This is a genomic window from Cupriavidus sp. GW823-FHT07A04 (genome assembly GCF_058794615.1).
Genome location: NZ_JBXAHA010000011.1, coordinates 138,824 through 162,624, shown reverse-complemented (window position 1 = coordinate 162,624; position 23,801 = coordinate 138,824). Strand labels below are relative to the sequence as shown.

Here is a 23,801-nt window from a genome sequence, read left to right as displayed (position 1 = left end):
CGGAATGCCGCGCGCTCAGGCTTCCCCGTATAATCAACGGTTTGCAAAACCATCTTGACCGACAGCGCCCTGCCACGACGTGGGACGCCCTTGCCCAGAACATGAAAGTCTCCGACATCCGCAGCAAGTTCCTGCAGTACTTCGAATCGAAGGGCCATACCGTGGTCCGCTCGTCCAGCCTGGTGCCGGGGAACGATCCGACGTTGCTGTTTACCAACTCCGGCATGGTGCAGTTCAAGGACGTGTTCCTGGGCACCGACAAGCGCCCGTACACCCGCGCGACCTCGTCGCAGCGCTCGGTGCGCGCCGGCGGCAAGCACAACGACCTGGAGAACGTGGGTTACACCGCGCGTCACCACACCTTCTTTGAAATGCTCGGCAACTTCTCGTTTGGCGACTATTTCAAGCGCGAGGCGATCCAGTACGCGTGGGAGCTGCTGACCAAGGTCTACCAGCTACCGGCCGAAAAGCTGTGGGTCACGGTGTACGCGGAAGACGACGAAGCCTATGACATCTGGGCCAAGGAAGTCGGCGTGCCGCCCGAGCGCATCGTGCGCATCGGCGACAACAAGGGCGCGCGCTACGCCTCCGACAACTTCTGGCAGATGGCCGACACCGGCCCCTGCGGACCGTGCTCGGAGATCTTCTACGACCACGGCCCCGACGTGTGGGGCGGCCCCCCGGGATCTCCCGAGGAAGACGGCGACCGCTACATCGAGATCTGGAACCTGGTGTTCATGCAGTTCAACCGGGACGAGCAAGGCAATATGCCGCGCCTGCCCAAGCCCTGCGTCGACACCGGCATGGGCCTGGAGCGCATCGCCGCGGTGCTGCAGCACGTGCACAGCAACTATGAGATCGACCTGTTCCAGGCACTGATCAAGGGCGCTGCGCGCGAGACCGGCACCACCGATCTCAACAACAACTCGCTGAAGGTCATCGCCGACCACATCCGCGCGTGCTCCTTCCTGATCGTCGACGGTGTGATCCCCGGCAATGAAGGCCGCGGCTACGTGCTGCGCCGTATCATCCGCCGCGCCATCCGCCACGGCTACAAGCTGGGCCGCAAGACCCCGTTCTTCCACAAGCTGGTGGGCGATCTGGTGGGTCAGATGGGCGAAGCCTATCCGGAACTGTCCGACGCCGAAGCGCGCGTCGTGGAAGTGCTCAAGGCAGAAGAGGAACGCTTCTTCGAAACCATCGAGAACGGCATGTCCATCCTTGACTCGGCACTGGCCGACGTCAAGGCCAAGGGCGGTACCGTGCTCGACGGCGAACTTGCCTTCAAGCTGCACGACACCTTTGGCTTCCCGCTGGACCTGACGCAGGACGTGTGCCGCGAGCAGGAAATGACGGTGGACGAAGCCGCCTTCGACGCGGCCATGAACCGCCAGCGCGAGCAGGCCCGCGCCGCCGGCAAGTTCAAGATGGCGGCCGGCCTGGAGTACAAGGGCGACAAGACCACCTTCCACGGCTACGAAAAGCTGGGCGTGGACGGTGCGAAGATCACCGCGCTGTATGTGGACGGCGCATCCGTCGACACGCTGCAGCCCGGCCAGACCGGCGTGATCGTGCTGGATAACACGCCGTTCTACGCCGAGTCTGGCGGCCAGGCCGGCGACCAGGGCGAACTGAAGAGCGGTAGCGCCGTGTTCAGCGTGGTCGATACCACCAAGGTGCAGGCCGATGTGTTCGGCCACCAGGGCACGCTGGCGGGCGGCGCGCTCAAGGTGGGCGACAGCGTCACCGCGCAGGTGGATGCGCAGCGCCGCGCGCGCACCGTGCGCAACCACTCGGCCACCCACCTGATGCACAAGGCATTGCGTGAAGTGCTGGGCAGCCACGTGCAGCAGAAGGGCTCGCTGGTCGACGCGGACAAGACCCGCTTTGACTTCTCGCACAACGCGCCGATGACCGACGAGCAGATCCGTCGCGTCGAGGAGATCGTCAACGCCGAGATCCTGCAGAACGCAGCTACCGGTGCTGAAGTCATGCCCTTCGACGACGCGGTCAAGAGCGGCGCGATGGCGCTGTTCGGCGAGAAGTACGCCGACGACGTGCGCGTGCTGTCGATCGGCAGCTCCAAGGAACTGTGCGGCGGCACCCACGTGACCCGCACCGGCGATATCGGTGTGTTCAAGATCGTGGTGGAAAGCGGCGTGGCAGCGGGCATCCGCCGCGTCGAAGCCATCACCGGCGACAACGCGCTGCATTACCTGCAAGCACTGGACGCCAAGCTGAACGAAGCCGCCGCCGCGCTCAAGGCGCAGCCGTCCGAACTGGTGCCGCGTATCGGGCAGGTGCAGGAACAAGTGCGCGCGCTGGAGAAGGAACTGGAGCGCCTCAAGAGCAAGCTGGCTGCTTCGCAAGGCGACGAGCTGGCGGCGCAGGCCATCGACGTCAAGGGCATCAAGGTGCTGGCCGCACAGCTCGACGGCGCCGACGTCAAGACGCTGCGCGAAACCATGGACAAGCTCAAGGACAAGCTGGGCACCGCGGCCATCGTGCTAGGCGCGGTGGCCGACGGCAAGGTCAGCCTGATCGCTGGGGTGACCGCCGATGCCACCGCCAAGGTCAAGGCCGGCGAGTTGGTCAACTTTGTCGCGCAGCAGGTCGGCGGCAAGGGCGGCGGCCGTCCGGACATGGCGCAAGCTGGCGGCACGGAGCCGGCCAACCTGCCCAAGGCGCTGGCAGGTGTCGGCGAGTGGGTCGCGGGCAAGGTTTGAGGCAGGTCTGAGGCAGATCTGAGGCATTCGCCGAAGCCGAGGAATGGGCCAAAGCCGCGTGCCATGACGACGGCTGTCTCTCCCTCTCCCCTCAGGGGGAGAGGGCCGGGGTGAGGGGTGGCTTAGCTAGGGGCCACTTGAAGCGAAGCCCATGGTTGTTTCCAGCATGACGGCGTGACGAGCACCCGCCCTCTCCCCCAGCCCCTCTCCCGCCCGCGGGAGAGGGGAGTGACCCCCTGCGCAGATCTACCTTTGTCAGCAGTCTGAGGCGCCCCAGGCGCCTTTTTTCACGTCGACTCGCGGCTCAGCTTTCCCACCAGCGTCAGGATGTCGATGGGCAACGGAAACACGATCGTCGAGCTCTTGTCGCCGGCAATCTGCGTCAGCGTCTGCAGATAACGCAGTTGCATCGCTTGCGGTTCCCTTGCCAGCATCTGCGCGGCTTCCAGCAGCTTCACCGAGGCCTGCAACTCGCCCTCGGCATGAATCACCTTGGCGCGCCGTTCGCGCTCGGCCTCGGCCTGGCGCGCGATGGCGCGGATCATGGTTTCGTTGAGGTCGACGTGCTTGATCTCCACGTTGGAGACCTTGATGCCCCAGCTATCGGTCTGGGCATCGAGCGCTTTCTGGATGTCGATGTTGAGCTGCTCGCGCTCGGCCAGCATCTCGTCGAGCTCATGCTTGCCCAGCACCGAGCGCAAGGTGGTCTGCGCCAGCTGGCTGGTGGCCTCGAGGAAGTTCGCCACCTGGATGATGGCGCGCTCCGGGTCGATCACGCGGAAATACACCACCGCATTCACCTTGACCGACACGTTGTCGCGCGAGATCACGTCTTGCGGCGGCACGTCCATCACCACCGTACGCAAGTCCACGCGCACCATCTGCTGCACCGCCGGGATCAGGATCACCAGCCCTGGGCCTTTCACCTTCCAGAAGCGCCCCAGCATGAACACCACGCCGCGTTCGTACTCGCGCAGCACGCGGATCGAGGAAACAATGAGCAAGGCAACGATGAAGACCAGACCGCCTGCGCTGAATCCAAATGCCATGATCATGCTCCTTGGGTGGATGGGGGAATCGGGCCGGATGTCGTTCCAGACGCGTGGAGGGAGCGCACTTCGAGCAGCAGCCCATTGCGCCCGATGACCAGCACCGGCTCGCCGCGCGCCAGCGGCCGCAGGCTATGTACCCGCCAGCGCTCGCCACGCACCTCGGCCCAGCCGTCTTCCTGGAGATCGTCCAGGATCACGCCGGGCGTGCCGATCATCGCGTCGCCGCCATTGATCGCGGGCATGCGCCGCGCGCGCCAGAGCAGCGTCCAGACGGCGAACAGGAACACCGCGCTGGCCAGTGCCAGGCTGCCGATCAGCCACAGCGGAATGCCGAAGCCGGGCACATTCGTATCGATCAGCATCACCGCCCCAAAGATAAAGGCGATGATGCCGCCCACGCCCAGCGCCCCAAAGGTGGGCAGGTATAGCTCCGCCACCATGCAGCCGATGCCCAGTGCGATCAGCCCCAGGCCCGCGTAGCTGACGGGCAGCATATGCAGCGCGAACAGCGCCAGCAGCAGGCAGATCGCGCCGCCAATGCCGGGTACCACCATGCCCGGCGTGGAGAACTCGAAGATCAGGCCGTAGATGCCGGCCATCATCAGGATCAGCGCCACGCTGGGATCGGTGATGACCTCCAGGAAGCTGTCGCGCCAGTCCGGCTCCAGCACCTGCACCGGCGCGTGCGCCGTGCGCAGCACGCGGTCCACGCCGGCGGCCTGGATGTGCTTGCCGTCCACGGCGCGCAGCAGTGCAGGCAGGTCGGGCGCGATCAGGTCCGCGACCTTCTGCGCGACCGCCTCGCTGGCCGACAGGCTGACCGCCTCGCGCACCGCGCGTTCGCCCCACTCGGCATTGCGCCCGCGCAATTGCGCCAGGCCGCGGATATAGGCCGAGGCGTCGTGCATCTGCTTGCGCTCCATGGTGTCCTGCGGCGGCGCGCCGGCAGGGGCGGAGGCTGGGGCCGCCTCTGGCTTCTGTGGCCCGCCGATGCCGATCTGCACCGGGCTGGCCGCGCCCAGGTTGGTGCCGGGCGCCATCGCGGCGATATGGCTGGCGTAGAGGATGTAGGTGCCGGCGCTGGCCGCGCGCGCGCCGCCCGGATAGACATAGCTCGCCACCGGTACCGGTGAGGCCAGGATGCCCTGGATGATCTCGCGCATCGACAGGTCCAGCCCGCCCGGGGTGTCCATTTCCAGCACGATCAGCTGCGCGCCGTCAGAGCGCGCGCGCGCCATGCCGCGCTCGATAAAGCTCGCGCTGGCCGGGCCGATCGCGCCTTTGAGCGGGATGACGAAAACGGGCGGGACAGCGCCGGTGGCCGCGGGCGCGCTCGCCTGCGCATTGGCCGGCGTGGCGGGGACCAGCGGCGTCGCCGCCAAGGCAACGAGGGCTAGCCAGAAGGCCGTTGCAAGCCATCGCAGGAGCATCGGGACATGCTTCATGGCAATGACGCCGGCACGTGGAGTGCAAACGCGGCGCCACTTCCAGTGTAGGCGACCGGGCACATCTTGCCCGGTGTGGCGGCAGCTGGCGGACTCAGGCGGCCGCGGCCAGTCCTGGCCGTGGGGCGCGGAATGTGTCGGCCAAGGCGCCCAGCGCGGTATTGGCCATGGCCGGATGCCAAGCCAGCAACGTGGTGACTTTGCCGGCCTGGCCGAGGTCGTGGAGGCTGATCTTGGGCAGGTCGCGGTACAGGCCAAGTACCGAGCGCGGCACAATCGCCACGCCAATGCCGGCTGCGGCACAAGCAATGATGGCGTGATACGAGCCCAGCTCCAGCACCCGGCGCGGCGGGCTGCCGCTGGCGCCGAACCAGGCTTCGAGCCGGCCGCGGTAATTGCAGCCGGACTCGAACGACAGCATGGTGCGGGTTTCCAGGTCTGCCGCGCTGTGTATGGGAGCATGGCGCTCGCGGGCGATCAGCACCAGCTCTTCCTCGAACGCCGGCAGCGACGCCAGCGCTGGATCGTCCAGCGGCTGGGCCACAAAGGCGCAGTCCACCTCGAAGCGCGCCAGCGCCTGCAAGGCCTGGCGCGTGGGGCAGGTCACCAGCTCAAGCTCCACGTCCGGCCACGCCTGGTGATAGGCGGCCAGCACGGCGGGCAGGCGGCTGGCCGCCGTGCTCTCCATCGAGGCGATGCGCAGGCGGCCTTGCGGCCTGGCCGGCAGCACGGCCTGGCGGGCTTCTTCGGCCAGGTCCAGCACGCGGCGGGCGTAGTCGAACAAAGTCTGTCCGGCCGGCGTCAGCACCATGCGCTTGCCGTCACGCAGGAACAGATCGACGCCGAGCGAGGCCTCCAGCTGGCGGATGCGGGTGGTGACGTTGGACTGCACGCGGTGCAGGCGGGTGGCGGCGCGGGTGATGCCGCCTTCCTCCACGACGCAGCGGAAGATTTCCAGGGAAGCCAGGTCCATTGCGATCCCCTTGCCGGGTGTGATGATGTAGTGATGACGAACAAACGATCATCTCTGAAAAAGATGATTGAGTTCTCAATTATTCATTTTTCGGTTCGTTGACCGGAGCGTAGCATGCGCCTATGAAATCCACATCCACACTGGCACCCCGCAACGCTGCCGCGCCGGCGCAGGCACAGCCTGGCGTCTGGGCCGTGGCCTTGGCGGGGCTGGTGGCGCTGGGCGTGGCGATGGGCGTTGGCCGCTTCGCCTTTACGCCGCTGCTGCCCATGATGCTGCACGACGGCAGCGTCACGCTGGGCGAGGGTGGCTGGCTGGCCACGCTGAACTACCTGGGCTACTTCGCCGGCGCCGCCGCTTGCCTGTTCATCCGGCCCGACCCGGCGCGCATGGTCCGGCTCGGCATGGTGGCCACCGTCGTGCTGACGCTTGGCATGGCCGCGCCCGGCGGCATGGCGGCCTGGGGCCTGTGGCGCGCTGCGGCCGGCGTGGCCAGCGCGATGGTCATGGTCTACGGCTCGGCCTGGTGCATGCACCGGCTGGCCGAACTGGGCCGGGCGTCGCTGGGTGGCGTGATCTTTTGCGGGCCGGGCATTGGCATCGTTATCACGGGCGTTTCCGTCTTTGCCATGGTGAGCGCCGGCTGGCGGGCCAGTTGGGGCTGGCTGGCCTTCGGCGTGCTGGCGGTGCTGCTGGTCAGCGCGGTCTGGCAAGTCTTCACGCCCGCGCCGCGCACGCAGCCGGCCCGGCCGCGTCGGCGCAAGCGGCGCCCCGGCTGGGCCGCGAGACCTGGCTGCTGACCTTTGCCTACGGCCTGGCGGGCTTCGGCTACATCATCACGGCCACGTTCCTGCCGGTGATCGCGCGCCAGGCCATGCCGGGCTCGCTGTGGGCAGACCTGTTCTGGCCCATCTTCGGCGTGGGGGTGACCATTGGCGCCTTCGTGGCCTCGCGCGTCAGCACGGAGCGCGACAATCGCCGGCTGCTGGCCTTTACCTATGTGATGCAGGCGATCGGCGTGGCCATCGCGGTGGTCTGGCCAACGGTGGCTGGTTTCGCGCTCAGCAGCATGCTGGCCGGGTTGCCGTTCAATGCGCTGGTGTCGTTCGCCATGCGCGAGGCGCGCCGGTTGTGGGGCGCACAGGCGCAGCGCCTGATGGGCCTGATGACCGCCAGCTACGGCCTTGGCCAGATCGTCGGGCCGCCGCTGGCCACGGCGCTGGTGGCACGCACCGGCGGCTTCGCCGCCTCGCTTGGTTGCGCAGTGGCGGCCCTGTTGCTGGGTGGCGCGATCTTCGCCTGGATGAGCCGGCAACAACGCAGATAATCCGGCCCTGCCAAGGTGCCGGGGCACGTCCTGACGCAGCGCCTGCCTTGCGCTACAGTATCGCCTTTGCCGCCCCCGGCGCCGGTTGGCTGAACCGGCGCGCGGCACCCGCGCGGCGCAGGAGCCGAACCATGTCCTTTGCCTTGCAGCCCGCCCGTGCCGCGGGCGCCACTCAACCCGTCACGCAAGCCGAGTCGCGCATGCGCGTCGACCTGGCGGCGGCTTACCGCTTGTGCGCCCGGCAGGGTTGGGACGACCTCATCTACACCCATATCTCTGCAGCTGTGCCGGATGAGCCCGATCACTTCCTGATCAATCCGTTCGGCTTTGCCTTTGACGAAATCCGCGCCAGCGACCTGGTCAAGATCAACGGCCGCGGCGAGGTGGTGGGCGACAGCACCCATGCGGTCAACGTCACCGGCTTCGCGCTGCATGGCGCGGTGCATGCAGCACGCCCCGATGCGGTGTGCGTGATGCACCTGCACAACAGCGCTGGCGTGTCGGTATCGGCCCAGGCCTGCGGCCTGCTGGCCCTTTCGCAGCACGCCTTGCGCTTCTATGGCCGGCTGGCCTATCACGACTACGAAGGCCTGGCGTTCACGCCCGCCGAGAGCGCGCGGCTGACCGCGTCGCTCGGCCGGCATCCCGCCATGCTGCTGCGCAACCATGGCACGCTGACGGTTGGCCGGACCGTGGCCGAGGCGTACGTGCTGATGGCGACGCTCATCAAGGCCTGCGAGATCCAGCTTGGCGCGCAGGCTGGCGGACAGGTCGTGCAGCCGCCGCATGCGCTGGCACAACGGGCGTCCGAGCAGCTTGACGACGGCGGCGCCGTCGAGGGCGAACTGGAATGGCCGTCGCTGTTGCGCAAACTCGATAGAATCGATGCTTCGTACCGCGACTGACTTTGACGGGTGCTGGCAGATCCCTCCGCGCATCGCCAGGGCAATCCGCAACGGACAGCGAAAAACAAAACGACAACAGGAAACAGGAAACAAGCCATGCCGACTTACCACGTAGAACTCTTCGAAGGCCGCACCATCGAGCAAAAGCGCAAGCTGGTCGAGGAAGTCACCCGCGTCACCTGCGAAACCCTCGGCTGCTCGGCCTCGGCCGTGGATATCATCATCACCGACATCAAGCGCGAGAACTGGTCCACCGGCGGCCAGCTGTGGGCTGACAAGAAGTAAGCCACGCGCAGCTACGCCGCAGACCGCCCCAGACAAAAACCGCTCCGGGCCAAAGGCCACAAGCCCCGACGCCCATGGCACGCGCCACGCCACCCGCCACGGATCTCCCCATGCAGCATTTCGCCTCCGACAACTACGCCGGCTTCTGTCCGGAGTCGCTCAAGTATTTCCTCGAAGCCAACGGCAGCGGCCACGAGCAGGCCTATGGCGACGATTCGTGGACGCAAAAAGTCTGTGACCGGATCCGCGAGCTGTTCCAGACCGATTGCGAGGTGTTTTTCGTCTTCAACGGTACCGCGGCGAACTCGCTGGCGCTGTCCGCGCTGTGCCAGTCCTACCACTCGGTGATCTGCCATGAGCTGGCACATATCGAGACCGATGAGTGCGGCGGCCCGGAGTTCTTCTCCAACGGCTCCAAGCTGCTGACCGCGCCTGGCGCCAACGGCAAGCTCACGCCCGAAGCGGTGGAAGCGCTGGTGACGCGCCGCTCCGATATCCACTATCCCAAGCCCAAGGTGGTGTCGCTGACGCAGTCGACCGAGGTCGGCACGGTGTACACGGTGGAGGAAGTGCGAGCCATTGCCGCCATCGCCAAGCGCCGCCAGTTGCGCGTGCACATGGACGGCGCGCGTTTCGCCAATGCCGTGGCATCGCTGGGCGTGCATCCGTCGGAGATCACCTGGCGCGCAGGCGTGGACGTGCTGTGCTTCGGCGGCACCAAGAACGGCCTGCCGGTGGGCGAGGCGGTGGTGTTCTTCGACCGCAAGCTGGCCGAGGACTTTGCTTACCGTGTCAAGCAGGCCGGGCAACTGGCTTCCAAGATGCGTTTTATCTCGGCCCCATGGCTGGGCTTGCTCGAGAACGATGTGTGGCTCGGCAACGCCCGCCATGCCAATGCCATGGCGCAGTTGCTGCATGAGCGCATCGCCACCATCCCCGGCGTGCGCATCATGTTCCCGACCGAGTCCAATGCTGTCTTTGCCGAGCTGCCGCTCGCGGCCATCGAGGCGCTGCGTGCCAAGGGCTGGCGCTTCTATACGTTTATCGGCGCCGGCGGCTGCCGCTTCATGTGCTCGTGGGATCTGCAGCCGGAAACCGTCGAGGCGCTGGCCGCGGATATGCGCGCGGCCTGCGGCGCGTGAATGCCGCCGCCCTTATAAAATGGCAACATAACAATACAAAATCAGGAGCTCCCGCATGGCCGTTTACCGATACTGTCCGCAATGTGGATCGCCGCTGGAATTGCTGCCGCATTCCGGGCGCGAACGTGATGCCTGCATCCAGCCAGAGTGCGGCTTTGTCCACTGGAACAACCCGCTGCCCGTGCTGGCCGCGGTGGTGGAATATGAAGGCAAGCTACTGCTGGCGCGCAATGCCGCGTGGCCTGAAAAAATGTTCGCGCTGGTGACCGGCTTCATGGAGCGCGACGAGACGCCGGAGCAGGGCGTGGCGCGGGAGCTCAAGGAAGAAACCAACCTGGACGCGCACTCGGTATCGCTGATCGGCGTGTACGAGTTCATGCGCAAGAACGAGCTGATCATCGCCTACCATGTGCAGGCGAGCGGCACCATCGCGTTGTCCGAGGAATTGGCCGACTACAAGCTGGTGGCGCCCGAGGACATGCGGATCTGGTCGGCGGGCACGGGCTTCGCGGTGGCCGACTGGCTGGCCTCGCGTGGCCATCCGGTGCGGTTCTTCGATCGCCAGACTGGCGAGGACATTCCCGACCCGCGCCGGCGCGAAGGCCTGGGACAGCCGGGCATTTCGCTACAATACCGGCCATAATCATCAGTCATCGATGCGACACGGCAGGCACGGTCCCATGGCCTAATGGCGACTAACGGCCACAACGGGCCATGCCGGACCCTGAGCGCACAGAACCAAGGAAGAGAGGAATGGAGTTCCAGAAAGAAGTAGATGCGCGCGGCCTGAACTGCCCGCTGCCGATCCTGCGCACCAAGAAGGCGCTGGCCGACATGCCCAGCGGCGACGTTCTCAAGATTCTCGCCACCGATCCCGGCGCCACGCGGGATTTCCAGGCGTTTGCCAAGCAGACCGGCAACGAACTGCTGTCGCACCAGGAAGTGGACAAGGTGTTCGTGTTCTACATGCGCCGGCGTTAAATCAACGACAGCTTGACGCGGGCGCGCCCCGCGCCAAATGAAAAAAGCCGCATTTGCGGCTTTTTTCATGGCTCCAGATCTTCTGGCACTCAGATACTATTGGCGCGCGCGCGCAGGTAGGTGCTGAATTCGTCCATCACCTCCGGGTGCTTGAGCGCAAATTCCACGGTGGCCTTCAGGTAGCCCAGCTTGCTGCCGCAGTCGTAGCGCACGCCCTTGTAGCGGTAGGCCAGCACCTGTTCCTGGCTGAGCAGGGACTGGATGGCATCGGTGAGCTGGAACTCGCCGCCCGCGCCCGGCTTGAGGTTGCGGATATGGTCGAAGATGCGCGGGGTCAGGATGTAGCGGCCAACCACGCCCAGGTTGGACGGCGCATTCTCGGGCGCCGGTTTCTCGACAATGTCCGACACCTTGATCACGCCTTCGTCCCATTCGCGGCCATCCACCACGCCGTAGGAGCGGCTCTGCTCCGGCGCGATCTCTTCCACGCCCAGCACCGAGCAGTTGTAGTGGCCGTACATGTCCACCATCTGCTTCATGACTGGCGGATCGCCATCCAGCAGGTCATCGGCCAGCATCACGGCGAACGGTGCGTCGCCCACCAGCTTTTCCGCGCAGAGCACGGCATGACCAAGGCCGAGCGCCTCGGGCTGGCGCACATAGAAGCATTCCACGTGCGACGGCTTGATCGAGCGCACCAGGCTGAGCAGGGCCTGCTTGTTCTTTGCCTCGAGCTCCGCTTCGAGCTCATAGGCCTTGTCGAAGTGATCTTCGATGGCGCGCTTGGAGCGGCCGGTGACGAAGATCATCTCGGTGATGCCCGCAGCCATGGCTTCTTCCACGGCGTACTGGATCAGGGGTTTGTCGACCACCGGCAGCATTTCCTTCGGGCTTGCCTTGGTAGCCGGCAAAAAACGAGTGCCGAGACCGGCTACCGGGAAGACAGCCTTGGTGACGCGGGTTTCCATATCGGTTTTCCTTATCAATTCGGTGTAGACAACCCTGCTGGTGATGCAAAGCTCATGCCGGCAAACGCTGTAGTTGATCCTGCAGCTTGACCAGCGTCTGTTCGAAATCCGACAAACGCTGGGTTTCTTGCGCGACGACGGCGGGCGGTGCCTTGGCGACGAAGCTCTCGTTGGACAGCTTGCCACGGCACTTGCCGAGTTCGGCGCTGATGCGCTCTATTTCCTTGGACAGGCGCACGCGTTCCGCGGCCACGTCGATTTCGATCTTCAGCAGCAGGTGGTTGCCGCCGACGATGGCCACCGGCGCGCCGGCACCTTCCGCCATCAGGGCATTCTGATCTTCGAATACCTTGACCTCCGAAAGTTTCGCCAGCGCCTGCACATAAGCCTGGGCCGACGTCAGGAACGCGCTGTCGCCCTCAGCGTACAGCGGAATGCGCTGGGCCGGCGAGATGTTCATTTCGCCGCGCAGGTTGCGGCAGGCGTCGACCACGGCCTTGAGCTGCGCGGTCCATTGCTCGGCGGCCTCGTCGATCTTTGCCATGGCGGGCAGGGGATAGGCCTGCAGCGCCAGCGTCTCGCTGCCGTCGCCCTTGGCGCGGCCGGCCAGCGGCGCTACCTTCTGCCACAGCTCTTCGGTGATGAAGGGGATGATCGGGTGGGCCAGGCGCAGCACGGTTTCCAGCACGCGCAGCAGCGTGCGGCGGGTGGCGCGCTGCTGCGCGGGCGTGCCGTTCTGGATCTGGACCTTGGCCAGTTCCAGGTACCAGTCGCAGTACTCGTCCCAGACGAACTTGTAGATGGCGCTGGCGATGTTGTCGAAGCGATACTCGGCAAAGCCCTTTTCCACTTCGGCTTCCACGCGCTGCAGCAGCGACACGATCCAGCGGTCCGGCTGCGAGAAATGCAGGTAGCCGTCGGGGCCGCAGTCGTTGCTGCACGGGCCCATGCCGCAGTCGTGCCCTTCGGTGTTCATCAGCACGAAGCGCGTGGCGTTCCACAGCTTGTTGCAGAAGTTGCGATAGCCTTCGCAACGGCCGGTGTCGAAGTTGATGTTACGGCCCAGCGTGGCCAGCGAGGCGAAGGTGAAACGCAGGGCATCGGCGCCGAACGCCGGAATGCCCTCGGGGAATTCCTTCTTGGTCTTTTTCTCGATCTTGGGCGCGTCCTTGGGACGGCGCAGGCCGGTGGTGCGCTTCTTGAGCAGCGGCTCGAGCTCGATGCCATCGATCAGGTCGACCGGGTCCAGGGTGTTGCCCTCGGACTTGCTCATCTTCTTGCCTTCCGAATCCCGCACCAGACCGTGCACATAGACGGTATGGAACGGCACCTTGCCGGTGAAGTGCTTGGTCATCATGACCATGCGCGCCACCCAGAAGAAGATGATGTCGTAACCGGTAACAAGTGCCGACGACGGTAGAAAATGTTGCAACTCCGGCGTCTCGGCGGGCCAGCCCAGCGACGAGAAGGGCACCAGGGCCGAGGAGAACCAGGTGTCGAGCACATCGTCCTCGCGGCGCAGCGGCCCGGTGCTGCCGGCTGCGCGCGCCAGGGCCTGCGCCTCTTTCTCGGTACGGGCGACGAAGCACTTGCCGGCCTCGTCGTACCAGGCCGGGATCTGGTGGCCCCACCACAGCTGGCGCGAGATGCACCAGTCCTGGATGTTCTCCAGCCACTGGTTGTAGGTGCTGTTCCAGTTATCGGGGATCAGCTTGATCTCGCCGCTCTGCACGGCGTCCAGCGCCACTTCGGCAATCGAGCGGCCCGGGTGGAAGGTGCCTTCCGGCGCCGGCTTGCTCATGGCCACGAACCACTGGTCGGTCAGCATCGGCTCGATGGCACTGCCAGTGCGCTCGCTGCGCGGCGTCATCAGCTTGTGCTTCTTGACCTCGGCCAGCAGGCCCTGGGCATCCAGGTCCGCCACGATGCGCTTGCGCGCCTCGAAGCGGTCCAGGCCGGCATAGGCGGCGGGCGCGTCGGCGACGATCTTGGCGTCGAGCGTCAGGATGGACAGCTGCGGCAGCTTGTGGCGCTGGCCAACCGCATAGTCGTTGAAATCATGGGCAGGCGTCACCTTGACCACGCCGGTGCCGAACTCGCGGTCGACGTAGTCGTCGGCGATCACCGGGATATCGCGGCCGGTGAGCGGCAGGCGCACGAACTTGCCGATCAGGTGCGCATAACGCTCGTCCTCCGGGTGCACCATCACGGCCACGTCGCCCAGCATGGTCTCGGGGCGGGTGGTGGCCACCGTCAGGTGGGTCAGGCCGTGCACGGTATCGGCTTCGGCCAGCGGATAGCGGATGTGCCACATCGAGCCATCTTCCTCGACGTTGTCCACTTCCAGGTCGGACACCGCGGTGCCCAGCACCGGGTCCCAGTTGACCAGGCGCTTGCCGCGGTAGATCAGGCCTTGCTCGAACAGGCGCACGAAGACTTCGGTGACCGCCTTGGACATCTCCGGCGACATCGTGAAGTACTCATGGCTCCAGTCGATCGAGGCGCCCATGCGGCGGATCTGGCGCGTAATCGTCGAGCCGGACTCTTCCTTCCACTCCCACACCTTCTCGACGAACTTTTCGCGGCCTAGCTCATGGCGCGATACGCCTTGCGCTTCCAGCTGGCGCTCCACCACGATCTGGGTGGCGATGCCGGCGTGGTCGGTGCCCGGCACCCACAGGGTGTTTGCGCCGCTCATGCGGGCATGGCGGGCCAGGCCGTCCATGATGGTCTGGTTGAAGGCATGGCCCATGTGCAGCGTGCCGGTCACATTGGGCGGCGGCAGCTGGATGCAGAAGTCCGGACGGTCCGGGTCGAGGGTCGGCTTCGCGATGCCGCGCTTCTCCCACTCTGGGCCCCACTTGGCCTCAATGGCGGCGGGTTCGAAGCTCTTGGCAAGGGACTGGTCTTGGGCGGTCATGCTCGGATGTCGATGATTACGTCGGATTCTGCGGGCCAGGCGGGCAGGGGCAACGCGCCGGGAAAACATCAAATTATAGGGGAGGCGGGTGGGGGGCGCGCGATTTCGGCCCGGGATCGGCCGCGCGGCGTCATTTTGCCGGTGCATTGCCCTGCCTGAAAGTGCTCTGCTTACCTCTCGCGAGGGGATCGGCCGCGCTTTTTTGCGCCATTTTGCGTGGTTCCCGGCCCGCCGCCGGACGATCCCCCTGTCCGGCGGCCGGGGCCGCGCGGGCACGGGGGGCACCCCGGTATAATTCGGGGCACTCCACAAGGCCTCTCCGATGTCCGACCTGCTTGCCAATCTCAATGCTGAACAACTAGCCGCCGTCACTTTGCCCGACGAGCCGGCGCTGATCCTGGCTGGCGCGGGCAGCGGCAAGACGCGTGTGCTGACCACCCGGATCGCATGGCTGATCCAGAACGGCCGGGTGTCGCCCGCCGGCCTGCTGGCGGTGACCTTTACCAACAAGGCCGCCAAGGAAATGATGACGCGGCTGACGTCGATGCTGCCGATCAACACGCGCGGCATGTGGATCGGCACCTTCCACGGGCTGTGCAACCGCATGTTGCGCGCGCATTACCGCGATGCCGGCCTGCCGCAGACCTTTGCCATCCTCGACAGCCAGGACCAGCTCTCCGCCCTCAAGCGCCTGCTCAAGTCGCTGAACGTGGATGACGAGAAGTACCCGGCCAAGAACCTGCAGTACTTCATCAACAACGCCAAGGAGCAAGGCCTGCGCCCGGCCGACGTGGAGGCCAACGACGACTTCAACCGCCGCTTCGTCGATCTCTACGCCGCCTACGATGTGCAGTGCCAGCGCGAAGGCGTGGTCGACTTCGCCGAGCTGCTGCTGCGCTGCTACGAGCTGCTGCGCTACAACGACGCGATCCGCCAGCACTACCAGCACCGCTTCCGCCATGTGCTGGTGGACGAGTTCCAGGACACCAACGTGCTGCAGTACCAGTGGCTCAAGATGCTGGCCGGCTTCGGCACGCAGAACCCGGCCGCGGTGTTCGCGGTCGGCGACGACGACCAGAGCATCTACGCGTTCCGTGGCGCCAATGTCGGCAACATGCGCGACTTCGAGCACGAGTTCCGCGTGCGCCACATGATCAAGCTGGAGCAGAACTACCGCTCCCATGGCCACATCCTGGATTCGGCCAACCACCTGATTGCCCACAATTCGCGCCGCCTGGGCAAGAACCTGCGCACCGATGCGGGCCACGGCGAACCGGTGCGGGTGTACCAGGCCGGCACCGACGGCCAGGAAGCCGGCTGGATCGTGGAGGAAATCCGTGACCTGATCGCGCAGGGCATGAGCCGCTCGGAAATCGCCATCCTCTACCGCAGCAATGCGCAGTCGCGGGTGATCGAGCACGCGCTGTTCTCGGCCAGCATTTCCTATCGCGTGTACGGCGGCTTGCGCTTCTTCGAACGTGCCGAAGTCAAGCACGCGCTGGCTTACCTGCAGTTGCTGGAAAACCCGCGCAACGACGCTGCCTTTGGCCGCGTGGTGAATTTCCCCACGCGCGGCATCGGCGCGCGCTCGCTCGAAGCCCTGCAGGATGCGGCGCGCCAGTACAACTGCTCGCTGGCCGAAGCCGTGGCCTTCGTGCCCGGCAAGGCCGGCAGCACGCTGGGCGCCTTTGTGCGGCTGATCGAGCAGATGCGCGCCGAGACACGCCGCATGACGCTGCCGGAAACAGTCGAGTACGTCACCAATACCAGCGGCCTGATCACGCACTACCGCGCTGAAAAAGAAGGCCAGGACCGCATCGAGAACTTGCAGGAACTGGTGACGGCGGCGCAGGCGTTCGTGACGGAGGAAGGCTTTGGGCTGGATGCGCTGGCCAGCGCGATTCCGGTCGGGCGCGATGGCGCGCAGCCGCTGCCCGCGCTGGCCGAGGGCGACCAGGCCCAGCAGGTGCTGGACCCCGAGGCGCTGCCGGCGGTGATGACCCCGCTGGTTGCCTTCCTCACCCATGCCTCGCTGGAAGCCGGCGACAACCAGGCGCAGGCGGGCCAGGACGCCGTGCAGATGATGACGGTGCACGCCGCCAAGGGGCTGGAGTTCAACGCGGTCTTCATCACCGGGCTGGAAGAGGGGTTGTTCCCGCACGAGAACAGCGCCACGGAGGCCGACGGGCTGGAGGAAGAGCGTCGCCTGATGTACGTGGCCATCACGCGTGCGCGCGAGCGGCTCTATCTCTCGTTCGCGCAAAGCCGCGTGCTGCATGGGCAGATGCGCTATCACGTGCGCTCGCGCTTCTTCGAGGAGCTGCCCGAGGAATCGCTCAAGTGGCTGATGCCGCCTGCGCAGGCCTATGGCGGCGGCGGTGGTTCGCAGCGCCGCCAGCAGAACGAGGGCGGCTGGGGCCGCGACTGGTTCAAGAAGGCGGAGGACGTTCCCTATTCGGGCACCCAGCCTACCGGCGGCATGGACACCGGCAACGGCTACGCCGACGCCAAGCGCCAGGCCGGCTCCGGCTTGCGTATCGGCCAGAGCGTGTTCCACAACAAGTTTGGCGAAGGCGTGATCGCCGGGCTCGAAGGCGAGGGCGAAGCCGCCCGTGCAAATATCAAGTTCAAGCGCCACGGGGCCAAATGGCTGGTGCTGTCGGTCGCCAAGCTGGACCCGATCGACTGAGCGGACGGGCGCCCAGTCGACCAGGCAGAGGAATCAGTCCAGCTGGATGTTGCCCTCCTTGATCACCTTGGCCCATTCGGTGGTCTGGGCCTGGATGAACTTCGCCGCCTCGCCCGGCGTGCCGGCCACGATCTCCCCGCCCAGGCTGGTTACGCGCTCGCGATTCTCCGGCAGGTTGATGACCTTGCGGATCGCATCCGACAGGCGCTTGACGATTTCCGGCGGCGTGCCCGCCGGCAAGAACACGCCATTCCACTCGTAGACCTCGTAGTGCGGCACGCCTGCCTCGGCCAGCGTTGGCGTGTCCGGCAGGATGGCCGTGCGCTTGGCGCCGGTCACGCCCAGCACGCGCAGCTTGCCCGCGCGCACATGCTGCAGGCCCGACGCCGTGTTGGCGAAGAACACCGGCACCTGCCCGGCAATCACATCGGCCATGGCCGGGCCGCCGCCCTTGTACGGCACGTGCAGCAGGTCCAGCTTCATGCGCTGCGCGAACAGCGCGCCCGCCAGGTGCTGGGCCGAACCGTTGCCCGAGGACGCATAGGCAATGCTGCCCGGCTTGGCGCGTGCCATCGCGATCAACTCCTGCGTGGTCTTGGCCGGGAACTGCGGGTTCACGACCAGCATGTTGGGATACAGCGCCAGCACCGAGACCGGGATGAAGGACTTGACCGGGTCGTAGGGCAGCCGCTTGTAGAGCGAGGGGTTGGCGGCAAACGAGGCGGCGTCGAGCAGCACCGTATAGCCGTCCGGGGCGGACTTGGCGACCAGGTCCGTGCCGATCTGGCCGCCCGCGCCGGGCCGGTTGTCCACCACGATGGTCTGGCCCAGCTCCTGGCCCAGGCGCGGCGAGATCAAGCGGGCCATGGTGTCGGCACCGCCGCCGGGCGCATAGGTGACTACCAGCCGGATGGGCTTGGCCGCGGGCCAGGCCTGTGCGTGCGCAAGGCTGCTGGTGCCGGCAGCGAGCCAGAACAGGGCGGTGGCGCAAAGTCGGATCGGGAATCGCATGGGTCTCCTCGGAATGTGTAGGTCTGGGTGCTTGCGCCGGCCCGCGCTTGCGGTGGCGTCGCGCGGGGCTCAGCGAACCTCGGCGCGGTAGTGGAAATCGTCGGCATTGCCCAGCGTCTGGCGGAACTCCACGCGCCGGCCCGCCAGGTCAAACGCCACGCGGCTGACCGCCAGCGCGGGATGGCCTTCTGGCAAGCTCAGCTGGGCGGCCTCGCGTGCGCCAAGCCGGGTGAAGCGCAGGTCGTCGACGGCGCGGCCGACCGTGACGCCGCAACGCTCGGCATACATCGGGTAGAGCAGGGGCGCGAACTCGGCCGGCTTGAGCGTGGCCAACGTGCCGAACAGCAGCGCCGGCAGCCAGATGGTCTCGAGCAGGCGGACCTGGCCTTCCCAGCCGCGCTGGCGCAATACGCGCAACACCGGCGTTCCCGCAGCCAGGCCAAGCTGCACGGCGACATCCGCCGGCGCCGCCAGCGTGCGCAGCGACACGATGCGCGACTCGGGAATCTCCGAGCCGGCATCGCCAAAGCGGAAGAACCGCGCCATGGTGGCGCCGGTCAGCGCGCCGCGCACAAAGGTGCCGCGGCCATGCACGCGTTCCAGCAAGCCTTCGTCCACCAGTGCCTGGATGGCGGCGCGCATGGTGCCCAGCGCCACGCCGTAGTGCTCCGCCAGTGCGCTCTCGGCCGCAATGGCGGTACCGGAAGCCCATTCGCCGGCCAGGATGCGGCCCTTGAGCGCGGTCGCGATGCGGGCCCAGCGCGGCGCCGCCAGGCTGGCTGGCGTGGCGTCGAGGCCGGCTCCCGTCGGGTCGGGCAGGGCGGAACGGTCTGGCATTCGTGTCTCCATGCGTGCCCCGGCAGCGGTGCCTGTTCGGGGAGAGAGGTGGGCTCTAGTCATCTATAGGACTAGAGCATAGAATGGAGGGGCGCGGGTGTCAACCGGCGCTACCATTCATGGCGGCATGCGCCGTTCCTTGGGCCAGAACATGTTCCAGATCGATTCCCATTTCCACGTGTTTTCCGCCGAGGCTCCCGCCGTGGGCGGGGCGCGCTACCGGCCCGCCTACGGCGCCAGCCTGGCGCAGTGGCAAGCCATCTCCGGGGCCCATGGCGTGCGCGCGGGCGTGGTAGTGCAGCCAAGTTTTTTCGGCTGCGACAATAGCGAGCTGGAAGCAGCGCTGGCGGCTTCGCCCGCGCTGCGCGGTGTTTGCGTGGTGGGCCCGGAGGCATCCGCCGGCGAGTTGGCGCGGCTGCATGGCCTGGGCGTGCGCGGCCTGCGCTGGAATATGGTGGGGCGGCACGACGACGCATCATGGCGGGATGCGCGCTGGCCCGCGCTGCTGGAGGCGGCCCACGCGCTGGGCTGGCACCTGGAGTTGCACACCGATCCGGGCCGGCTCAACGAGCTGCGGGCCTGGCTGCCGGCGGTGCCGATCGCACTGGTGCTGGATCATTTCGGCAAGCCCGCGCCGGGCGCGCAGGCCGACGCGCCGATGCTGGCTTGCGCCGCGCACTGGCGTGGGCAGAGGGAGGTCTACGTCAAGCTGAGCGCGCCGTATCGCGTGGCGGCGGACCTGGCAGGCGTGGTGGCTGGCTGGCACCACTGCCTGGGCGAGCAAGGCTTGCTATGGGGATCGGACTGGCCTTGGACCAATCACGAGGCCGAGGCCGGCTATGCCGGCCTGCAGTGCAAGGTGTGGGAGTGGCTGGGCCCGCTGTGCGAGGCGCCGGACCGAAACGCGGCCCGGCTGTTCGGCCTGTGAGCCGGGTGACCCGGGTGACCCGGGTGACCGCGGCGTGACCTGCCTTCAGGCGGCCAGGTCCGGCCTGCCGGCGGCTTCTTCCGGCACGACATTGAAGCAGCCGCGGTAAGTGGCGTAGAACGAGCAATACATGATCGCCAGCATCAGCAGCGAGTACGGCGTGACCAGGAAGGACAGCACCGCCTCAGCCCCCAATGCGCCGAACAACGCCTCCAGGAAGAACGGCACCGCCACCAGCAAGACCGCGAACACCACGCCATAGGCCAGGAACGCGCCACGGTTGCGCCAGCACGCGGTCCAGCTGAAGAACAGTGCTTTGACCGGCGGCACGTTGTGCCACGCGGTGAGCAGCGGCGCAAACCAGAACAGCATGGCAATCGGCGTGTACAACGCGGCCCCGATCATCAGCGCGAAGTAAAGCTGCCGCACGGATTCCGCCGACGGCGCTTCTTCCTTGAGCAGGATCGGCACCAGCGTGCTGATGTCCACCAGGCTGCCCGCGATGAGGCTCAGCACGAAGACCAGGCCTGCGTAGATGCCACCCAGCACCAGCAGGTTGCGGCTTGCCTGCTTGCCGTTGCCGCGAAACCCCGCCAGTAATACGGTCGGCAGCACGCGCTTGTTCAGGATCACCTCGCGGCAGGCGGTCATGATGCCGACCGACAGGCCCGGGGTGACCACCAGCAGCGCGATGATGCCGATCAACGGCACGAACACGGCCAGTTGCGCGGCGATCAGGTAGACAAACAACAGCATCAGGAAGGCGAGCGGGTTCTTGCGGAACAGCCAGACACCCTGGCGGAACCAGACATAACCTTCCTTGGCGGAGACTTCCAGTAATTGCATGACGGTCAGGTCCAGGGCAGCGCGGCGGCTTCGATGCGCCGGCGCAGGATGCGTTCAAAGTGGGTCGGGTCATGCGGTTGCAGCATGTCGGCCTCGCGTGGCAGGTAGAAGTCCCACAGGCGGGAAATCCAGAAGCGCAGTGCGCCGGCGCGCAGCATGTCGCGCCAGTGCTGTGCCTCGATGGGGCTCAGCGGCCTCACGGCATGATAAGCCCGCAGCAAGGCCTGGCCGCGGGCGGCGTCGAGCGCGCCGCTGGCCAGGTCGATGCACCAGTCGTTGACGGTGACGGCCAGGTCGAACAGCCACTTGTCGTTGCCGGCGAAGTAGAAATCGAAGAACCCCCCCAGTTTCTCCTGCCCGGCGGGGCCGTCCTCGAACAGCGCGTTGTCACGGAACAGGTCGCAATGGCAAGGGCCGCCGGGCAGCGCCGCGTAGTCCGCACCGCCGAAGAAAGCGGTCTGGTGGGCCAGTTCCTCGCGCAACAGCGCTTGCTGGCCGGCATCCAGGAAGGGCAGGATCTCGCCTTCCGTTTGCTGCCACCACGGCAGGCTGCGCAGGTTGGGCTGCTGGCGCGGATAGCTCTGGCCGGCAAGGTGCATGCGGGCGAGCATGTCGCCGACTTGTGCGCAGTGCCCCACGCCTGGTGCCAGCTGCGAGCCGCCCGGCAGGCGCGTGACGATGGTCGCCGGCTTGCCCTTGAGGGCCCGCAGGATCTCGCCGTCGCGCCCCGGGATGGGCGCCGGCACGCGGATGTCGTGCGCGGCCAGGTGGGCCATCAGGTGCAGGTAATACGGCAGTTGCTCGAACGTCAGGCGCTCGAAGATGGTCAGCACGTACTCGCGTGTGACACCGTCCTGCTCCATGGTCAGGAAGAAGTTACTGTTCTCGATGCCTGAGGCAATGCCGCGCAAGTCGCGCATTTCGCCCAGGTTGTAATCAAGGAGCCAACTGGCGATCTCGTCCGGCGAGACCGTGGTGAATACGGCCATACTCTTTGTGTGAATCGAAACGGATGGCGGCGGGCGCAAGCAGAGCTTGGCTTTCGCGGCACGGATGCCGGAAGCGCCGGCGCGGCCCCGCCGTGATCATCTGGCGGGGTCGTGTGAAATCGGAAAACAGAAAACAAGTAGCAGAAGCGAAAACCAGGACCCGGGAGCCGGGGTGCTAAAACCCGGCACGCCGACGCTCAGAATTGCAGCACTTTGACCGATGGTACGCGGTTCGTGTCGTGGTCCCGGATCTTCGGCGAGCTGTCTTCCGGCTTGCTCATCTGGTATTTGGTGCCCATGCCGGACTTGACCTCGATATCGGTGGCCTGGCCTTTGTTCTTGTATTCCCGGATCTGGGTGCCATCCCGCTCATTGAGCTGGAAGCTCGGTTCGCGCGGCTGGTTCAGCTGGGTCTTGGCCGGCGAGGTGATCGGCCGGTTGTTGATCTGGTTCAGCTCTTGCTGGGTCAGCGCGCCGCCTGCCTGCTCGGCCGGCTGCGCCATCACCGCGGCCGGGGCGCCAAGCGCCACCAATGCTGCAAAAGCCAGCGCGCGCAGGGCGGCCGGACGAGGGGCTCCAAGCGGCTCCGGCGCTTGCGCGCGGGCGGTGGCCAGGAGTGAGGGGGAGGTCATTGAAGGCTCCTGCGCGGCGCAGCAGGCCGGGGGCATGCTGCGCCACAAATGGCGCTGCAGCCCGGCGGCGCCGGGCTTTGGCAGTGTGTCAGGCTTCCATTCTAGCAATTCCTGCCCGCGCCGGGCCCCTTGCGGTGACCCTGCGGGCACCTTTGCGGGGCGGGTGGCGCGCGCGGAAGCAGCCTGGCGGGCCTGTTCTACCTGGCTTACAGGTAGAACATCTCTTCCTTGGGCGGGATCGGGTTGTCGCCACCGCGCTGCTCGTAGTACTCATATACCGCTTCGAGCACTTCGTGCGGCTCGTCCACGATCTTCATCAGGTCGAGGTCATGCTCGGCGATCAGGCCCATCGGCAGCAGGGTGAAGCGGAACCAGTCAAGCAGGCCCTTCCAGAAGCGGCTGCCGAACAGCACCACCGGCACGGCGCGGGACTTGCCGGTCTGCACCAGCGTCAGCACTTCGGCCAGCTCATCCAGCGTGCCGAAACCGCCCGGCATCACGATAAAGGCGTCCGAATTCTTGACGAAGGTGACCTTGCGCGTGAAGAAGTGGCGAAAGCGCATGGCGATGTCCTGGTAGGGATTGCCTTGCTGCTCGTGCGGAAGCTCGATGTTCAGGCCCACGCTGGCTGACTTGCCCGCGTGGGCGCCCTTGTTGGCCGCCTCCATGATGCCCGGGCCGCCGCCCGAGATCACCGCGAAGCCGGCGTCGGAGAACAGGCGGGCGATCTCGATGGTGCGCTGGTAGTAAGGTGAATCCTCGCGCAGGCGCGCGCTACCGTAGATCGATACCGCCGGGCGGATCTCCGAAAGGTACTCGGTCGCCTCGATGAACTCTGCCATAATCGTGAACATTTGCCACGAAGCGCGCGCCTTCTTTGCTGTCGCGCGGTCTTCGTCGGCCAGCGCACGCAGGCTGGGAATCATCTTGCGTGGGTTGGCGCGGATGCCGGCGGCGGGAGACGTATCTCCCGGGCCATCGGCAGCGGCGCTGACCGTCACGTTCACATCCATATCGGCCGCGGTGGTAATACTGCCTTGCGCGGCCTGCTTGAGGGCTGCCGCCGGGTTATCGGCGCCGGCTGCGTCGGAAGGGGGGGCGGCGTTCGCACCGCCTGCGGCGGCACCAGTCAATTTTGAGTCCAT

At 66.4% G+C, this 23,801-nt stretch carries 19 protein-coding genes and 1 pseudogene; 9 read left to right on the top strand and 11 right to left on the bottom strand.

The genetic code is table 11. The features are described 5' to 3' along the window. The first annotated feature begins 101 nt into the window (after positions 1-101). Complete coding sequence (alaS, locus tag AC1Q7Q_RS20245; RefSeq protein WP_492375178.1) at positions 102-2,726, top strand: alanine--tRNA ligase; 2,625 nt, start codon at positions 102-104, stop codon at positions 2,724-2,726. A 287-nt stretch (positions 2,727-3,013) separates the two neighbouring features. Here the strand turns inward: alaS and AC1Q7Q_RS20240 are convergent, their stop codons facing one another. From AC1Q7Q_RS20240 to AC1Q7Q_RS20230, 3 genes are all read right to left on the bottom strand, one after another. Continuing rightward, a complete protein-coding gene (locus AC1Q7Q_RS20240; RefSeq protein ID WP_492376622.1) occupies positions 3,014-3,775 on the bottom strand; it encodes a slipin family protein in 762 nt (253 codons plus the stop codon). 2 nt (positions 3,776-3,777) lie between these two features. Then, on the bottom strand, positions 3,778-5,223 hold the full coding sequence (locus AC1Q7Q_RS20235) for an NfeD family protein (protein ID WP_492376621.1): 1,446 nt from the start codon (positions 5,221-5,223) through the stop codon (positions 3,778-3,780). 94 nt (positions 5,224-5,317) lie between these two features. Continuing rightward, positions 5,318-6,196, bottom strand: coding sequence for a LysR family transcriptional regulator (locus AC1Q7Q_RS20230; protein WP_492376620.1), 879 nt, complete (start codon positions 6,194-6,196; stop codon positions 5,318-5,320). A 122-nt stretch (positions 6,197-6,318) separates the two neighbouring features. Here AC1Q7Q_RS20230 and AC1Q7Q_RS20225 point away from each other — a divergent pair. The 6 genes and pseudogenes from AC1Q7Q_RS20225 to AC1Q7Q_RS20200 all read left to right on the top strand — a co-directional run bounded on the left by AC1Q7Q_RS20225 (position 6,319) and on the right by AC1Q7Q_RS20200 (position 10,836). Then, positions 6,319-7,523: pseudogene (locus tag AC1Q7Q_RS20225) on the top strand (YbfB/YjiJ family MFS transporter). A gap of 131 nt (positions 7,524-7,654) precedes the next feature. Further along, the gene (locus AC1Q7Q_RS20220) at positions 7,655-8,428 is read left to right on the top strand and encodes a class II aldolase/adducin family protein (protein ID WP_492376619.1); all 774 of its coding nucleotides are present in this window, start codon (positions 7,655-7,657) and stop codon (positions 8,426-8,428) included. A 96-nt stretch (positions 8,429-8,524) separates the two neighbouring features. Then, a complete protein-coding gene (locus AC1Q7Q_RS20215) occupies positions 8,525-8,713 on the top strand; it encodes a 4-oxalocrotonate tautomerase (RefSeq protein WP_043348354.1) in 189 nt (62 codons plus the stop codon). Positions 8,714-8,823: 110 nt separating this feature from the next. Further along, positions 8,824-9,855: a threonine aldolase family protein gene (locus AC1Q7Q_RS20210; RefSeq protein ID WP_492376618.1), complete on the top strand. Its 1,032-nt coding sequence runs from the start codon at positions 8,824-8,826 to the stop codon at positions 9,853-9,855. Between the two features lie 55 nt (positions 9,856-9,910). Continuing rightward, positions 9,911-10,498: an NUDIX hydrolase gene (locus tag AC1Q7Q_RS20205; RefSeq protein ID WP_043348348.1), complete on the top strand. Its 588-nt coding sequence runs from the start codon at positions 9,911-9,913 to the stop codon at positions 10,496-10,498. A 110-nt stretch (positions 10,499-10,608) separates the two neighbouring features. Beyond that, a complete protein-coding gene (locus tag AC1Q7Q_RS20200) occupies positions 10,609-10,836 on the top strand; it encodes a sulfurtransferase TusA family protein (protein ID WP_043348346.1) in 228 nt (75 codons plus the stop codon). An 89-nt stretch (positions 10,837-10,925) separates the two neighbouring features. Here AC1Q7Q_RS20200 and galU read toward each other — a convergent pair whose 3' ends face one another. Both galU and AC1Q7Q_RS20190 read right to left on the bottom strand, forming a co-directional pair. After that, positions 10,926-11,804, bottom strand: coding sequence for a UTP--glucose-1-phosphate uridylyltransferase GalU (gene galU, locus AC1Q7Q_RS20195; RefSeq protein ID WP_459371554.1), 879 nt, complete (start codon positions 11,802-11,804; stop codon positions 10,926-10,928). A gap of 52 nt (positions 11,805-11,856) precedes the next feature. Continuing rightward, on the bottom strand, positions 11,857-14,724 hold the full coding sequence (locus tag AC1Q7Q_RS20190; protein WP_492376617.1) for a valine--tRNA ligase: 2,868 nt from the start codon (positions 14,722-14,724) through the stop codon (positions 11,857-11,859). Positions 14,725-15,046: 322 nt separating this feature from the next. On the opposite strand from AC1Q7Q_RS20190, the gene AC1Q7Q_RS20185 reads away from it, so the two are divergent. Continuing rightward, positions 15,047-17,413, top strand: a complete 2,367-nt coding sequence (locus tag AC1Q7Q_RS20185; RefSeq protein WP_492373991.1) for a UvrD-helicase domain-containing protein — start codon at positions 15,047-15,049, stop codon at positions 17,411-17,413. A gap of 33 nt (positions 17,414-17,446) precedes the next feature. Here the strand turns inward: AC1Q7Q_RS20185 and AC1Q7Q_RS20180 are convergent, their stop codons facing one another. Both AC1Q7Q_RS20180 and AC1Q7Q_RS20175 read right to left on the bottom strand, forming a co-directional pair. Then, on the bottom strand, positions 17,447-18,424 hold the full coding sequence (locus AC1Q7Q_RS20180; RefSeq protein ID WP_492373992.1) for a tripartite tricarboxylate transporter substrate binding protein: 978 nt from the start codon (positions 18,422-18,424) through the stop codon (positions 17,447-17,449). A 69-nt stretch (positions 18,425-18,493) separates the two neighbouring features. Further along, a complete protein-coding gene (locus tag AC1Q7Q_RS20175) occupies positions 18,494-19,261 on the bottom strand; it encodes a GntR family transcriptional regulator (protein ID WP_492373993.1) in 768 nt (255 codons plus the stop codon). 127 nt (positions 19,262-19,388) lie between these two features. Between AC1Q7Q_RS20175 and AC1Q7Q_RS20170 the strand changes: the two genes are divergently transcribed. Then, complete coding sequence (locus AC1Q7Q_RS20170) at positions 19,389-20,189, top strand: amidohydrolase family protein (RefSeq protein ID WP_492373994.1); 801 nt, start codon at positions 19,389-19,391, stop codon at positions 20,187-20,189. A 45-nt stretch (positions 20,190-20,234) separates the two neighbouring features. Here AC1Q7Q_RS20170 and AC1Q7Q_RS20165 read toward each other — a convergent pair whose 3' ends face one another. The 4 genes from AC1Q7Q_RS20165 to AC1Q7Q_RS20150 form a co-directional block, all read right to left on the bottom strand. Beyond that, positions 20,235-21,035, bottom strand: a complete 801-nt coding sequence (locus AC1Q7Q_RS20165; RefSeq protein ID WP_006159000.1) for a BPSS1780 family membrane protein — start codon at positions 21,033-21,035, stop codon at positions 20,235-20,237. 5 nt (positions 21,036-21,040) lie between these two features. Next, positions 21,041-22,024: a homoserine kinase gene (locus tag AC1Q7Q_RS20160; protein WP_309406871.1), complete on the bottom strand. Its 984-nt coding sequence runs from the start codon at positions 22,022-22,024 to the stop codon at positions 21,041-21,043. Positions 22,025-22,221: 197 nt separating this feature from the next. Next, positions 22,222-22,656, bottom strand: coding sequence for a hypothetical protein (locus tag AC1Q7Q_RS20155; protein WP_492373995.1), 435 nt, complete (start codon positions 22,654-22,656; stop codon positions 22,222-22,224). A gap of 206 nt (positions 22,657-22,862) precedes the next feature. Further along, complete coding sequence (locus tag AC1Q7Q_RS20150) at positions 22,863-23,801, bottom strand: LOG family protein (protein WP_254615357.1); 939 nt, start codon at positions 23,799-23,801, stop codon at positions 22,863-22,865.